Genomic DNA, 14,017 nt, shown 5'->3' with positions numbered 1-14,017 from the left:
AAAATAAAAAACTGCCCTTCATAAGAAAAGCAGTAAATAACACCTATTCACTTCTTCTCTTATCTTTCAGAAAATTTCTGCTGGAATTAACACCGCCACATTTTCGATTAAATGCCGGTTGTTGGGTTTCATAGGGCCAGTCCCTCCACCTCTCTCGATAAGATTAAGAATCAAATTATTAAATTTTCTTTAGTTCATATGATATCTATTTTTATTATCACTGTCAATAGCTTTTATAAAAATTATTATCAATATTAAATTTTATTGAAATTAAAAATTACCCTTCATAAATTGATATTTTATAAATAATAATTAATATAATTTTTATTAAAAACGTTCATCTATTATGTAGATAAATTATACTTACTATAAAATATTAATTTTACTTAAATCCGTTTTACTTACTGCTATTAATTAAATACACAATTTTGGCTGAAATTTACACGTTAAACTCAAAATATTCAATTCTTAAGCTTGACAATTTGATTATATGATTTATGCTTATGGTAATCAATTAAAATAAATTAAAACATGGAGGTTTTGGTTTTCAATGAGCACTTCAATAATGCTAATAAGACACGGAGAAACTGAGTGGAATGCCTTGGGAAAATTTCAAGGAAGTAAAGATATAGATTTATCCAATGAAGGCATAAAGCAAGCAGAATTTTTAAAGAAACGACTTGAAAAAAATTTTGATTACATATATTGTAGCCCATTAAAAAGAGCGTTAAAAACTGCAGAAATTATATCTGAAGGTACTGATCTTAATCCTATAATTTATCCCGAATTACGCGAAATAGACTTTGGTGAATGGGAAGGCTTAACTGTGAAAGATATAAGAAATAATTACCCCGAGCCATTTAAAAAGTGGATAATGGATGATACCACAGGTCCTCTTTGCGGAGGCGACCATAGTTTAAAGGAAGCTAGCATCAGAGCTACAAATGCCCTTCTAAAAATCGTTACAGAAAATAAAGATAAAAATATTGCAGTGGTTGCCCATGGTGGCATTATAAAAGCAGCTTTAATAGGAATTTTTAACTGGAATATGACCATGTACCACAGGATTCGTCTAGGTAATACTTCCATAAGTAAATTACATTTTGATGACAATATGGTTCCATTAATTCTAGGGTTAAATGATACAAGCCATCTTCCTGAAGATAGTAGCATTAAATCTCATGTTTAAATAATGTCAAAATTAAAGGGGATGTAAAGTTATATAAACAAAACTTTACATCCCCTTTTAATTAATGTCTTTATTAATTAAGTTATTTAGTTCATTTCTCCTATTAAAGCATAAAAATTTTCATTTATATTTATACTTGATATATTTATAAATCCTGCATTACTCAATAATTCAACAGAAACCACTTCATCTAATCTATGGTCTAAAGGAGGACCAAATTCACTATCACTCTTTTTCCATTCAATAATAGTTATTCTGCCCTTTGGAGAAATTATTCTCTTTACTTCCTTTAGAAACTTTTCTCTATGCTCTGCTTCATGCAGTACAAAACTTATAAAGGCAATACTTACTTTGTGATTTTCTATTTTCAAGTCATTTTCTTCTGTCAATACAGTTTCTATATTGATGATATTATTTTTCTCCATTTTCATTTGAACTTCTTTTAGCATTTCAGGTGATATATCCATTGCAAATATTTTCCCAATATCAGATACAATTTCAGCTGCTGGAATAGTAAAATATCCAATACCACAGCCAATATCAGCCATTGTATCTCCTTCATGTAATCCAAAGCTTAAAAGAGTCTCCTCTGGAGGTAATATTTTTCTTCTATTTTCACTATCAAGTTTACTCTTATTATTCACATTAAATTTATGTGTACCCATATATATCCCCTTATCACTTTTATTTTACTTATCCTGTTATTTTTAAGCAAATATTGACTAATCTAAAAATCTTATTATATTGCTGTTATTATATATTTATTTTAGTTTTAGGGATTCATTAAAGCTTACTATTTTTTACTCTTCTAATCTTCTGGTGCTATATCATAATACTCTGGATACCAAGTTTCATCTGACACTACCTTCTTTACATCTTTAATTTCTACAGTATTAATTCCTTCTTCTAATGCAGCTTCTATAACTTTTACAGCTACAGCTTGTGAAACCTGATGAAGCATTTCCACCTCTGGTAAAAGAGGTGCACCCTTTTCACTTAGGTCTACAAATTCTGCTACAGCCTTTGATGATGCCTCCAGCATTTTTTCACTTACATAACGTGGTTTTGCTATCATTGCTCCAAAGCCAAGTCCAGGAAATAATAGAGCATTATTTGCCTGGCCTATTTTATAAGTTGTTCCCTTATACTCTACCGGTTCAAAAGGGCTGCCTGTGACTATAAGTCCCTTTCCCTCTGTCCATTCTATTAAATCCTTTGGCACTGCTTCTGCGAGACTTGTTGGATTTGATATTGGCATTATAGCAGGATTTTCTACTCCCTTAGCCATTTCTCTTATTACTTCTTCCTTAAAAGCTCCAGCAACCCCTGAACATCCTATAAGCATAGTAGGTTTTACTATCTTTACTACATCAAGCAATTCAACATTTCTATCTTTAAAATCACCAAATTCACTTCGTTTTCTTGCATAAGGTTTTTGGAAATCTGTTAAAGTGTCCATGTCTTCAATAAGAAGCCCATATCTATCAATACACCAAAATCTATTTTTAGCTTCTTCTTTTGATAATCCTTCCCTTTCCATGGCAGAAGAGATTTGATTTGCTATTCCTATTCCTGCTGTTCCAGCACCAAAAATAACTATTTTCTGATCTTTTAATAAAGTATTTGAAGCCTTACTCATAGACATAACTGCTGAAACTATCATTGCTCCAGTACCTTGGATGTCATCATTAAATGTAAGAATTTTATCTTTATATTTTTCTAACACTTTATGAGCATTTTCTCTACCGAAATCCTCCCAATGAATTAAAACCTTAGGAAATTTTTTTAACGCAGCTTTTACAAATTGGTCTATAAAATCATAGTATTCTTTGCCTTGTACTCTTACATGACGATTTCCAAGGTATAATTCACTTTCTAAAAGTTCTTTATTATCAGTTCCCACATCTAAAACTACAGGTAATACTTTAGATGGATCTACTCCTGCCGCAGCGGTATAAACTGCAAGCTTTCCTATGGATATATCTACTCCATTGACGCCCCAGTCGCCAATGCCTAGTATCCCCTGGGAATCTGTAATAACCATTACCTCAATATCATCTTCATTAAGATTATCAAAAGCTTTTTCCATATTTCCTTTATCATCTATAGATAGATAAAGGCTATCTAAAGGGCTCTTAAATTCTTCACTGTATTTTTTTACTCCAGTTCCTATAGTAGGAGTATATATTATAGGAAGCATTTCCTTTATATGTGAAGTTACCACCTTGTAAAAAAGTGTTCTGTTTAAATCATATAAACCCATTAAGTATAGATGTTTTGAAAAATTATCTGGTTTAGATAAAAACTGTTTGTAACATCTGTCTTCCTGCTTTTCTATATCTTCAACTTGAGATGGTAATAGACCTGCTAAACCAAGACTTTCTCTCTCCTTTTTTGAAAAAGCAGTACCTTTATTTAGAAGAGGATTGTTTAATAGTTCTCTCCCTCTCAGCTTTGTATGAACTGTTTTTTTGTCTGTTGAAATATTACTCATTAGCTCACCTCATTATTTTCTTACATGGATACTTTTTATATCTATTATCTTTAAAATTAGCGTTTATTATTATAATACAATATTTTTAGCATTTTTCCTATAAACAGAATTCTTAGCATCAGGTGGAGTTTTGCAGTTATTAGTTGTTTAGGCATCAGATGAATTTAACCGCTTATTCACTGAAGCTTATTTCTTTAATAACATTACCCTCTAAACCCTTAATCTTAAAAATGTTATTTTCTAGAATCCCATAGGAATTAGGATTTCCTTCTTTTGGGAAAGTAATTGACCCAGGATTGATCACAAAAATATTATTTTGTTTTTCTGCTAAAGGTACATGAATGTGACCATATATTATGGCATCACCACTACTCAAATTAGGTAATTTATCCCTGTCGTATATGTGTCCATGAGTTAAAAATAATCTTCTTCCGTTGTATAGAACAATAGAATATGGGGCCATCATAGGATATTCCAGTACCATTTCGTCAACTTCACTGTCACAATTTCCACGTACAGCTATAATTTTATTTTTATATGTATTTAGAAGCTCCGCTACTTCCTTAGGATTATAATCCTTTGGCAGAGGATTTCTGGCACCATGATATAATTCATCACCTAAAATAATTATATAGTCAGCTTTTTCACTTTCATATATTTCTAAAACCTTTTTTAGATAATATAGTGATCCGTGTATATCTGAAATAAAAAATAGTTTACTCATTGAAACATCACATCCTTTATATATACTTTCATAATCTTTATCTAATGATTATCCACTGTAACACTCTCCTCTTAATAAACTAGTCACTACATACGAGGCAAAAATTTCTAGTTAAAAGTTTAGATACAACAGCAGCACGTCACTAGATATTTAATAGATACTTATTATATATTACAACACTTTTCTAAAATATTCAGCTGATTTTTCATACCCAACTGCATAATAAAAACTGGATGCTCTTCTTGTTGCCAATGCAACAAGCTTTGAATTCTTTAATTTCGACATCAATTCCCCAATCTCTGTTACAACTCTATAACTTCAACAACTCGGTTTAACTTAAATAAAGCTTCAGGCTGAACTTTTAATGTATAATTCTTTTTACCGGTTCCACCATATATAAAATCATTTTCTAAAAGTTTTTTATCAACTATACAAGTTAATTTACTAAACAAAGCAACACTACCAACTGATAAACCTGTTACCTGCTTCACCTCATCTTTTGTTGCCAGCCTGACATCATTACATTTTAAAAGCTTTTTTATAATTTTAAAATCCACTTTATCCCTAATACCTGAAATAATAAGTGAGTAAAATCCAATATCAGTATATATTATAAGATTTGGTGCTGTCTGTCCAATTTTAATATTAAACAAATTTGCACCATCCTCTGCAGAGTATACTGGTTTAGCGTGATGAATAAACTCAAATTCAATTTTATTTTTCTCTAACATATCTTTTATATTATCCATATCGAAAAACCCCCTAAAAATTCTATTAATAATTTTTTATTTACATATTTATGTGTAAAATTTTAAAAGAATTAATCATTACTAATGGCTTATTGAATTACTTAATGAATGAAGGTTAATATAACTATTTACTAAATTTGTAATCAAATCACTTAATCTTAACTACTAACATTTCATTTCCACCTTTTATAAATTCGTAATTAACTTTCACTATATTAATCTCATAATTATTAAAAGCTTTATCTCCCATGAATTTCTCAATGAAAGGAGATCTTTGAGCTTTTAAATTGGCAATTGGAAATATTCTTATCTCTTTCCTTGTTATTCTTATAACCTCATTAATAATTTGTTTGTGAAATTCATAATTCATATGTTCATCATATAAGAATAAAAAGTGTGATATAAGCGATACATCAAATTGATTTTCTTTAAAATTATTACTAGGAAATTCTGAAATTATATATCTATCATCTCTATATAATTTAAAATCTTTTATAAATCCTCTATACGCTCTTTCACGATGATTTTTTAATTGTTCAATATCCTTGAAAAAATCCCATTTATATAACGCTTTTATTGATGTCAATTTCTCCATAGTTTCTTTTAAATCTTTAGAACACTTTTCTTCTATTTCCTCAGGATTGAACCTATAAACTCTATCAGCAGCAGTAACATTATATCCCTTTGCATTTGCTTCTGAGCAGAAAGAACTTACTCCTGAAGCTACATCTAATATTTTTTCATTTTTATCTATACTTTCTAAGTGAAACATTCTGTAATACTCTTCAAAAGTCCTTCCGATGAGAACAAAATCCTCTAATTCTAATTTTTTATCCAAAATTTTACCCCCCATAAAATCATATTTCAACCTTATAATCTAATTTCAATTCATCTCCAGGCAACCCTCTTATCCCCCAATTATATTTAGGAGTTTCAAAAATTGTTATCTCAATATCATTAGGTGAAATATTCAATTCTTTTTCAATAACCTTAAATAAAAGTCTTATTAGCTTCTTCTTTGCTTCAACACTTCTACCCTCAAAAATACTGATTTCAATTATGGTATATTTGTCTGTTCTTCCTTTTGGAAAATAGAAATTTTCTTTATCTAAAGGAAAAAATCTGTGAAATCTTTTTTCTACCGGATATTGCAGTGCATTTACAACGCAAGAATGAATAATATCAGATAACTCTGTTTTAATAATATTCAAATTTTGTTTTAGTCCATATACTTTGATTTGCGCCACTGTCTTACCTCCTTATAACTAACTATATAATCAAAAAAGGCCACTTCATCCTAAAATGGGACGAAGTGACCGTGGTGCCACCCATATTTTTGTTTTATATAAGGTCATATCCAGGAACGAGCCACTCTTCACTCCCACTTTACGAAAATCGGTGGGAGTATTAGAGTAGATAGTCATCAGATAAAATTAACTTTCAATTTAATGTTTTAGAAACTACCATTAAATAAGCTAAAATAAAAGCTATAAAAACAAAAAAACATTTCATCCAATAAGGACAAAATGATTATTTCGCTATACCACCTTAATATAAAACGATCTTTATCAGGTACAGATTTTACTCGATACCCTGTCCTTTTAACGGTAGACTACCGTTTGCTGCTACTATTATTTCGCATCACATCTCAGAGATCCATTCAATATAAACTACAGTACCTGGCTCCCACCATTCCAAGCTCGCTTTAACTAATTTTCTATATCTACTACTTCTCTTCATTGACTTTAACTTTCATTTTTTATATCATATACCTAATTATGTTAAATGTCAATATTATATCATATGTTTAAAAATTTTTTAAACATATGATAATAAATAAAATGAGAAGATACAAAATAGGCCAAGCATATTGACTAATTATTTTTTGAAGATACCTTATTGCATTTCAATATTTTGCAAATCATATACAGACTTTTCCAAATCATTGTCGCTAGTTGCAAAGGATAACAAACTCAACATTCCCAAGAAAAAAATAGCCATACTTGCTTCCCTAGAAATTTCCCCATATACATATAAATATATGCCTGCAAAAATACCCATAAATACCACAGTTAAAAGAATCTCATATTTTTTTAACATTTTTCATCTCTCCTCAGATAAATTTAATTGATAAATTAATTCTTCAAGATCGAATTCATGGACCTGTGCTGCCTTTTCAACAGTTTCAAACTTTGCTGAAAGACAATCATTACAATATAATCCAAATTCCATTAGTACTTCAATTTTTTCAGGATAATGTTTGATAATTTTTCCTATAGTCATATCTTTTGTAATCATAATATCACCCTTTCAATATTCAACCTGCCTATCGTAATCATCTAGACAAGATAAAATACTCATAATTATTAATGATACATAACTTAATATAGGATAAATACGTTTTATTAAGTTATATTATTTTTGAAAATATTTTATATGTTCAATGACTTTATTTCATAGTAAGAACAATGTCATTTCGTATATATATTTATTATTTGGAATATTTTTATCTATTTAGTTATGTATTGTACTGTTTTATACTATTATATTTCGTATTTATATAAAAATCAAGTAAATTTTATAAATTTCTAATTTTTTTATTGTATTTTTATCTGCTTATCAATATTGTTTCAATGTAGATAAAAATATAACAATGCAACATTTTTTATTGTTAATGATAGAAATTTAAAATTTATCAGTTGGTAGTGTAACTTTTGTATTTAAATTCACATACTATAACCTAGAAAAATTATAAGAAGGAGATAATTATGTACCAATATCCAGCAAAAACACATTTCCATAATATACGTCCAATATACAGATATTATAATGAAAGATATGACAATCATTCTATGAAAATCTGCAAAACAGCCTTAATAAATAAGCTTCATATGCTCTGGGAACAACACATTGTCTGGACACGATTGACAATAACAAGCATATTAACAGATTCGCCAGATGTAGATCTTGTTACCAATCGCCTTCTCCAAAATCCTGTGGATTTTGAAAGGGCACTAAGTCCTTTTTACGGGGATAAAATAGCTGCTGAATTTAGGAAATTATTTACAGACCATCTCACCATAGCAGCACAACTTGTAAAGGCAGCTAAAGCTGGTGATACTACTGCTGCTGCGCAAGCTGAAAAAAACTGGTATGCCAATGCAGATGAAATAGCCATTTTTCTTAGCAGAATCAATCCATATTGGTCACAAAGAGACTGGCAATTAATGTTATATGATCACTTAAAACTTACTAAAGCAGAGGCAGTTGCTATACTTACCAAGAACTATTCAGAAAGCATAAGATTATATGATGAAATTGAAAAACAAGCTTTGGAAATGGCTGATATTATGGCTGAAGGTATAATTAAACAATTTCATTATAAATTTATACCCTGTTAATTTTATTAATTTCCGTACAAAAATCACCTCTGCATTAGGAAAATATTATATAATAATTTTTAGTAGATTCATTGATATTAACAGTATGAACATATATAGAATTTTATCAATATACTGTCAACAAAACGTGAACTATATTTCATATTCTTGACAAAACATCAAATTAATCCTAAAATCTAATTAGGTGATAATATGAACAGATAAATACGAATACCTATACAAAAAAGGTCTATTGAAAAAAGAAAAAAAATAATTGATACCGCTAATAAAATATTCAATAATAAGGGATATTTAGATACTACTACTGCAGAAATAGCTAAAGAGGCTGGATTAGCTACTGGAAGTGTCTATGCTTATTTTAAAAATAAAAAAGATATATTTCTAGAAGTTTTACACTTATATAGTAACGCTGTCTACAATAATACCATAGAAAATTTAAATAAAATTAAAGATAAAAATGATTTAACTTTACTTGTAGACACTATGGTGAATTCGGTACTGGAAAACCATAAATTTTCTCCGAGATTTCATCAAGAAATTACAATGCTTGCCTGTACCGACGATGATATTAGAGAATATCATCATCATCAACAAAAAATTCAAATAGATAAATATCTAGAAAAGATTAGTGAATATACCTTAAGTTTTTCTAATAAAAAAGAAAAATTATTTCTAGTATATTCCTTAATTGAAGGTATGTGTCATGAAATTATGTATAATAGAGATTCAAACTTCCATAAGGATACCTTAATCAAAGAATGCAAGGAAATTGTAAAAAAAATATTACAATAAACAATTGATGCTATAGTTAAACTTCTATATTTACAGAGTTTAACTATAGCATTTTATATGTTTCATAATATTCAATCCATAACAATATAAAACTTAATTATTTTTTATTGTTATATAAGATGATTTTTCACTTATGCATCTGTAAATAGCAATAATTAAAGATAAAATTGTGACAAGGCTTAAAATAAAAATAACAACTTTTCCTTTTCTCAAAATAACCACCCCTATAATTTTATATTCTACACATATTATATCATAATTAGAGCAATTTCATCATAATATACAAAATGACTGAGTGGATTTTGTATGTAAACTCTATAGATTACTTATAATACTAAATGCGTATTAATCTCTCAATATTTCTATATAAATCTTTCTACTTCTTGGTCCATCAAATTCACAAAAATAGATTCCCTGCCAGGTTCCAAGCAGTAGCTCTCCATTTTCTACAATTACATTACAGGATGAGCCCATAAGTGATGCTTTTATATGAGCATGAGAATTTCCTTCAACATGTAAATAGCCATTTTCTACTGGAAAAGCTTTATTTAACGCTGACAACATATCCGTTACTACGTCTGGATCAGCATTTTCATTTATAGTCACCCCAGCAGTAGTATGAGGAATAAATACAGTAACAATACCATCATTTACATCATTCTTTCGCACTGCTTCTCTAACAATATTTGTTATATCAACAAGCTCCTGACTCTTTGTAGTTTTTATTTCATATTTCATAATTCCACCCTCTTAGTTATTATTTTACCATAAAACTCTATTGCTATCCCATTTTTTTGATTTACTTATCCATCAAACTTATAAATTCTAATCTAGTTCCAATTCTCATATAAGGCTTTGTACAATTGAAATCTAGATTTATAAATATAATTACACTTTACAAAAATAAATGTTGTCTAAAGCCTTTTACTATGCCTTAAACAACATTTATTTTTATTCTAATTTTCCTACGACTTTTAACCTATCTAACCACTCTATCTTATGTGGAAATTTATCCGTAAAATCCTGCCCTGCTATCTCATCATGATGTATTCCATTTTTCCATACTAATATACCGCTTACATCATAAACAATACCCTTAATTGCTATATACGCTGGATTACCATTTTGTCCATTAAATTTACTCAATTCTTCTTTTGTAAATATCTTGTTACTCATATAAATCCACCTCTTATTAGTTTTATTTAAATTTTAATTCAACATAAAATATCTATTTCCTTCATTTATTTTAAATTCATCTTAAAATTATAAATATATCTGCAAAACATTATCTAAAAAAAATCCGTAAAGCAAGTTACGTTAATTATAATTTTAAACATAAAAATACCCTTGAAATAGTATAATTTTCATCATCTAATTCAAGAGCATATTTTTCAAAATACTACTTTATTTATGATTTATAGCTTTGTCAATTTTTTCCGCTAAAATTTGTGATATTTCTACTAATGGCAATCTTATCTCTTGAGACTTTATTAACCCAGCTTTATACAAACAATACTTAATAGGAGCTGGATTAGGCTCTTGAAATAATAGCGGAATAATATTTGCTACTTCTTTCCATGTTTTAAGAGCTTCAAAATGATTATTTTCTTTTACTTTGTTATAGATTTCAACAAATTTTTCAGTATGAATATGAGCAGATGCCAGAATACCACCGTCTCCACCAAGCATTAAAGTACTATAAAATAGTGCATCTTCTCCTGTTAATATAGAGAAATCCTTAGGTGGATTTAGCAAAAGCTCAGCACTCTGATTAAAATCACCACATGCGTCCTTTATTCCCACTATATTTTTTAGCTCGGCCAATTTTCTAACTGTATCATTTTCAATATTTCTACCAGTTCTATAAGGTATATTATAAAGTATTATATCAAGAGGAGTAGCTTCAGATATTCTTTTAAAATGTTCAAATATTCCCCTTTGATCCGGTCTATTATAATAAGGACAAACTGATAAAATCCCCTGAATTTTATATTTTTCAAAGAGCTTTACACTCTTGACCATTTTTTCTGTATTGTTCCCTCCAAACCCTACATATACTGGTAAGTTTTTTTCGTTATATTCAATAGTTTTTTCCAATACACTTTCATATTCATAATCTGATAAAGTTGGAGTTTCTCCACTGGTTCCAAGTGGCACAAATCCTGCTATGCCCTTATTGGAGTAACGCTTTATCATATTTCCATAAGACTCAAAATCCACCTTTCCCCCTATAAATGGAGTAACAATTGGTAATAAAACACCTTTAATTTTCATATTATACCTACCTTCCTCTTACCAGGGCAAAATGTTAGTATAATAAAAAACTAACAGCAAAGGAACACCCTTGCTGTTAGTATCAAATCTAATATTAACAATGCACGTGTACCCTGTAGCTCTCCACTATACCAAAACCAATAGTGACAGTTTTGCATATATTTTATACAAAACCAGAAGATCCCTTTGCCAAAATATCTCCTTCGGCTATAATTCCTTTCCTTGTTCCTCTTCGCCTGCAAGCTAAGAACAATTACTTATAATTACAGCACCTCTACCCTAGGTAAGAATTCAATTTTATTACGAATAGTTTAACATACATGTAATAGAATTTCAAACTATATTTTAGGCATTGAAATAAATATCCAGTTAGTATGCTAGTTTATTTTGAATCATTCCACGCTAACAGAACCCGACCATAGCACCCCTATCATCAAAACCTGTTTCCTTGCATAATTCAAAATATATGTGGAATCTTTGACTTGCTATTTATTTTCACATACATTTTTTCTATTTTACTCCAATTCTCATACGATAACAGAAGTCTATTTTAAATTTACTGTCACCAAATATATCGCTTATTCTATTCTTGAAATTTATTAAGTAAGGATTAATTTCATTTATTCCAGCTTTTATAACACCCTGTAGGCTGCCCTGACTTAAAGCCAGATTAATAAACCTATCTGCATCACAATCTTCACTATTGGAAAATAATATTTCTCTTACATATCTAAACTTTTCACTATCTTTTATATTAGAAAGATGTTTATCTTTATCCCATTTTACGAAACTATTCTTAAGTTCAGCATTAGTGGACTCTAGATAGTTTACCTTTTCAAAAAGCTTTTTGTATTCTAGTTCAGCTTCCCAGTTAAATACTGGCGGCCAATCACAATCATATACTGCAAAGACTCCACCTTTTTTAAGTATTCTTGCAACTTCCGCTATAGTGGTATCAGGCTTCATCCAGTGAAATGATTGTGAACAGGTAACAACATCTGCATAGTTATCCTCTAAGCCCGTATTATCCGAGAATTTTGAAATAAAGCTAATATTGTTTAACTCAGCCGATTTTTCTTGTGCAACCTTCATCATATCTCTACCTGGTTCTATTCCTATAACCTTATCACTGGTATCACTCCAAATCCTTGTAGATAGTCCAGTACCACAACCTATATCTACTACAAGCTTTGGCTTATAACCTAAATATTTTATTATTATCTCTTTAACCTTTTCCGGGCATGTAGGTCTTGCATTGTTATACACATCAGCAAAGCCCAAGAATCTGTCTACATTCAGCTGTACATTTTCTTTCATAAAATACCATCTCCTAAAATTAGGCAACTGAAAATAAATACCATGTAGCGCTGTTAAATATCCTAGTATACTAGACAGCTATCTTTTTGAAGATACATTAATTATGAATTTTCTACTAAGAAGTATTGTAAATATTTCAACTGGAATATTTAAAGTTGCCTTATGAACTTATAATACAATAATTTCATAAATTATATATATTTTCAATCATTATGTGGTTAATATTATGAAAATTATTATTAATATCTACGCTTAAGTTCTTTATTTATAGCCTTAACTTTGTTTTTATGATCACTTTGAGCTTTTTTATCAAGTTTTCTCTTCATAAATTCAGCTCCTTTATATTCTACAGCAATTCTTCCCACCATATATTCATCTTTAAAGTTTTTAAATTCGTCCTGTAAAGAATCATTCCATCCTAATTCCATTAAATTATAATTTGATTTCACGAATAAGCTACCTCCTAATTTTGGGTATAAAAATACCCTTGGAATAATTGATTTTTCACAAACTACTCCAAGGGTACACACTTCCAAAATAGTAACCTATTAATTACTTACATAAACTCTATAGGAGTAGCCTGTTTTATTATTCTTATAACACTATCTGCATAAAATACTTTTATCATAAAACATCACTCCTCCCAAAATCTCTATATTTTACAAATTTACATTACAACACTTTATCTTAGTAAATTCATGATTACATTTTACCATTTATATCTTAACTAAGCAATAATTTTTAATCCTTTTTCACTATTTCCGTGCTGTTCTTCAAATGCTCATTATCTAGCTTTTTCTTCTTTGAACCTTTCACCATCATAAAAATCATAGATCCCATCATTATAGGACATATAAGCGGTGAAATAGATAATATAGCCCTATTTAAAGTTACATTTAGCTTCAAAAATGGCAGAGCCGCAACTAAAAGAATTGGAATGGCACAGCAAAGAATCATATGAAGCATATGCTTTAAAGGACTGTGTGGTTTTTCTTGATTACTTTGATTATCATTTTTACTTTCATGACAATTCATAGAATCCCTCCTAAATTTTAATAAAAACAAACATAGACCCTA

The 14,017-nt window shown here is 29.2% G+C and carries 17 protein-coding genes, 1 pseudogene, 2 riboswitches and 1 other annotated feature; of the genes and pseudogenes, 4 read left to right on the top strand and 14 right to left on the bottom strand.

The window, feature by feature from the left end; translation table 11 throughout:
• Nucleotides 1–56 precede the first annotated feature (56 nt).
• Nucleotides 57–164: riboswitch (SAM riboswitch) on the bottom strand.
• 386 nt (nt 165–550) lie between these two features.
• On the top strand, nt 551–1,189 hold the full coding sequence (locus CLOPA_RS09615) for a histidine phosphatase family protein (protein WP_015615232.1): 639 nt from the start codon (nt 551–553) through the stop codon (nt 1,187–1,189).
• An 86-nt stretch (nt 1,190–1,275) separates the two neighbouring features.
• On the opposite strand, the gene CLOPA_RS09610 is transcribed toward CLOPA_RS09615, so the two are convergent.
• The 8 genes from CLOPA_RS09610 to CLOPA_RS09570 all read right to left on the bottom strand — a co-directional run bounded on the left by CLOPA_RS09610 (nt 1,276) and on the right by CLOPA_RS09570 (nt 7,454).
• Nucleotides 1,276–1,854, bottom strand: a complete 579-nt coding sequence (locus CLOPA_RS09610) for a class I SAM-dependent methyltransferase (RefSeq protein WP_015615231.1) — start codon at nt 1,852–1,854, stop codon at nt 1,276–1,278.
• A 143-nt stretch (nt 1,855–1,997) separates the two neighbouring features.
• Nucleotides 1,998–3,683: an NAD-dependent malic enzyme gene (locus CLOPA_RS09605; protein ID WP_015615230.1), complete on the bottom strand. Its 1,686-nt coding sequence runs from the start codon at nt 3,681–3,683 to the stop codon at nt 1,998–2,000.
• Between the two features lie 172 nt (nt 3,684–3,855).
• Nucleotides 3,856–4,407, bottom strand: coding sequence for a phosphodiesterase (gene yfcE / locus CLOPA_RS09600; protein ID WP_015615229.1), 552 nt, complete (start codon nt 4,405–4,407; stop codon nt 3,856–3,858).
• 302 nt (nt 4,408–4,709) lie between these two features.
• On the bottom strand, nt 4,710–5,156 hold the full coding sequence (locus CLOPA_RS09590) for an aminoacyl-tRNA deacylase (protein ID WP_015615228.1): 447 nt from the start codon (nt 5,154–5,156) through the stop codon (nt 4,710–4,712).
• 148 nt (nt 5,157–5,304) lie between these two features.
• A complete protein-coding gene (locus tag CLOPA_RS09585; protein ID WP_015615227.1) occupies nt 5,305–5,994 on the bottom strand; it encodes a hypothetical protein in 690 nt (229 codons plus the stop codon).
• 19 nt (nt 5,995–6,013) lie between these two features.
• On the bottom strand, nt 6,014–6,403 hold the full coding sequence (locus CLOPA_RS09580) for a tautomerase family protein (protein ID WP_015615226.1): 390 nt from the start codon (nt 6,401–6,403) through the stop codon (nt 6,014–6,016).
• Between the two features lie 267 nt (nt 6,404–6,670).
• Nucleotides 6,671–6,905 (bottom strand) — a binding site (T-box leader).
• Between the two features lie 147 nt (nt 6,906–7,052).
• The gene (locus CLOPA_RS09575) at nt 7,053–7,256 is read right to left on the bottom strand and encodes a hypothetical protein (RefSeq protein WP_015615225.1); all 204 of its coding nucleotides are present in this window, start codon (nt 7,254–7,256) and stop codon (nt 7,053–7,055) included.
• A gap of 3 nt (nt 7,257–7,259) precedes the next feature.
• Nucleotides 7,260–7,454 (bottom strand): DUF1858 domain-containing protein, encoded by a 195-nt coding sequence (locus CLOPA_RS09570; protein WP_015615224.1) that lies wholly within the window; start codon nt 7,452–7,454, stop codon nt 7,260–7,262.
• 470 nt (nt 7,455–7,924) lie between these two features.
• Here CLOPA_RS09570 and CLOPA_RS09565 point away from each other — a divergent pair, with 470 nt between their 5' ends.
• The 3 genes and pseudogenes from CLOPA_RS09565 (at nt 7,925) to CLOPA_RS26065 (ending at nt 9,349) form a co-directional block, all read left to right on the top strand.
• Nucleotides 7,925–8,557 carry a hypothetical protein gene (locus tag CLOPA_RS09565; RefSeq protein ID WP_015615223.1) on the top strand — a complete coding sequence of 211 codons (633 nt, stop codon included), beginning with the start codon at nt 7,925–7,927 and terminating at the stop codon, nt 8,555–8,557.
• 204 nt (nt 8,558–8,761) lie between these two features.
• Nucleotides 8,762–8,935, top strand: a pseudogene (locus CLOPA_RS26470) (TetR/AcrR family transcriptional regulator); the annotation flags it as partial.
• Between the two features lie 105 nt (nt 8,936–9,040).
• A complete protein-coding gene (locus CLOPA_RS26065; protein WP_242834288.1) occupies nt 9,041–9,349 on the top strand; it encodes a hypothetical protein in 309 nt (102 codons plus the stop codon).
• A gap of 345 nt (nt 9,350–9,694) precedes the next feature.
• On the opposite strand, the gene CLOPA_RS09555 is transcribed toward CLOPA_RS26065, so the two are convergent.
• From CLOPA_RS09555 to CLOPA_RS09530, 6 genes are all read right to left on the bottom strand, one after another.
• Nucleotides 9,695–10,087, bottom strand: coding sequence for a secondary thiamine-phosphate synthase enzyme YjbQ (locus CLOPA_RS09555; RefSeq protein WP_015615222.1), 393 nt, complete (start codon nt 10,085–10,087; stop codon nt 9,695–9,697).
• A gap of 213 nt (nt 10,088–10,300) precedes the next feature.
• Entirely contained in the window at nt 10,301–10,525 is a 225-nt protein-coding gene (locus CLOPA_RS09550; RefSeq protein ID WP_015615221.1) for a cytochrome b5 domain-containing protein, read from the bottom strand.
• Nucleotides 10,526–10,753: 228 nt separating this feature from the next.
• On the bottom strand, nt 10,754–11,623 hold the full coding sequence (dapA, locus tag CLOPA_RS09545) for a 4-hydroxy-tetrahydrodipicolinate synthase (RefSeq protein ID WP_015615220.1): 870 nt from the start codon (nt 11,621–11,623) through the stop codon (nt 10,754–10,756).
• A 108-nt stretch (nt 11,624–11,731) separates the two neighbouring features.
• Nucleotides 11,732–11,908: riboswitch (Lysine riboswitch) on the bottom strand.
• A gap of 225 nt (nt 11,909–12,133) precedes the next feature.
• Nucleotides 12,134–12,940: a class I SAM-dependent methyltransferase gene (locus CLOPA_RS09540; protein WP_015615219.1), complete on the bottom strand. Its 807-nt coding sequence runs from the start codon at nt 12,938–12,940 to the stop codon at nt 12,134–12,136.
• A gap of 239 nt (nt 12,941–13,179) precedes the next feature.
• On the bottom strand, nt 13,180–13,389 hold the full coding sequence (locus CLOPA_RS09535) for a hypothetical protein (protein WP_041710855.1): 210 nt from the start codon (nt 13,387–13,389) through the stop codon (nt 13,180–13,182).
• Nucleotides 13,390–13,681: 292 nt separating this feature from the next.
• Complete coding sequence (locus tag CLOPA_RS09530) at nt 13,682–13,975, bottom strand: hypothetical protein (RefSeq protein WP_015615217.1); 294 nt, start codon at nt 13,973–13,975, stop codon at nt 13,682–13,684.
• Nucleotides 13,976–14,017: the final 42 nt, after the last annotated feature.

The sequence above is a fragment of the Clostridium pasteurianum BC1 genome (genome assembly GCF_000389635.1).
Taxonomy (GTDB): Bacteria; Bacillota; Clostridia; order Clostridiales; family Clostridiaceae; genus Clostridium_I; species Clostridium_I pasteurianum_A.
This window is presented reverse-complemented; position numbering and strand designations above follow the sequence as displayed.

Bases quoted from the DNA above. Each gene is read 5' to 3' on its own strand.
- CLOPA_RS09615 (WP_015615232.1), top strand. From the start codon at position 551: ATGAGCACTTCAATAATGCTAATAAGACACGGAGAAACTGAGTGGAAT.
- CLOPA_RS09610 (WP_015615231.1), bottom strand. From the start codon at position 1,854: ATGGGTACACATAAATTTAATGTGAATAATAAGAGTAAACTTGATAGT.
- CLOPA_RS09605 (WP_015615230.1), bottom strand. From the start codon at position 3,683: ATGAGTAATATTTCAACAGACAAAAAAACAGTTCATACAAAGCTGAGA.
- yfcE (WP_015615229.1), bottom strand. From the start codon at position 4,407: ATGAGTAAACTATTTTTTATTTCAGATATACACGGATCACTATATTAT.
- CLOPA_RS09590 (WP_015615228.1), bottom strand. From the start codon at position 5,156: ATGGATAATATAAAAGATATGTTAGAGAAAAATAAAATTGAATTTGAG.
- CLOPA_RS09575 (WP_015615225.1), bottom strand. From the start codon at position 7,256: ATGTTAAAAAAATATGAGATTCTTTTAACTGTGGTATTTATGGGTATT.
- CLOPA_RS09570 (WP_015615224.1), bottom strand. From the start codon at position 7,454: ATGATTACAAAAGATATGACTATAGGAAAAATTATCAAACATTATCCT.
- CLOPA_RS09565 (WP_015615223.1), top strand. From the start codon at position 7,925: ATGTACCAATATCCAGCAAAAACACATTTCCATAATATACGTCCAATA.
- CLOPA_RS26065 (WP_242834288.1), top strand. From the start codon at position 9,041: ATGGTGAATTCGGTACTGGAAAACCATAAATTTTCTCCGAGATTTCAT.
- CLOPA_RS09555 (WP_015615222.1), bottom strand. From the start codon at position 10,087: ATGAAATATGAAATAAAAACTACAAAGAGTCAGGAGCTTGTTGATATA.
- CLOPA_RS09550 (WP_015615221.1), bottom strand. From the start codon at position 10,525: ATGAGTAACAAGATATTTACAAAAGAAGAATTGAGTAAATTTAATGGA.
- dapA (WP_015615220.1), bottom strand. From the start codon at position 11,623: ATGAAAATTAAAGGTGTTTTATTACCAATTGTTACTCCATTTATAGGG.
- CLOPA_RS09540 (WP_015615219.1), bottom strand. From the start codon at position 12,940: ATGAAAGAAAATGTACAGCTGAATGTAGACAGATTCTTGGGCTTTGCT.
- CLOPA_RS09530 (WP_015615217.1), bottom strand. From the start codon at position 13,975: ATGAATTGTCATGAAAGTAAAAATGATAATCAAAGTAATCAAGAAAAA.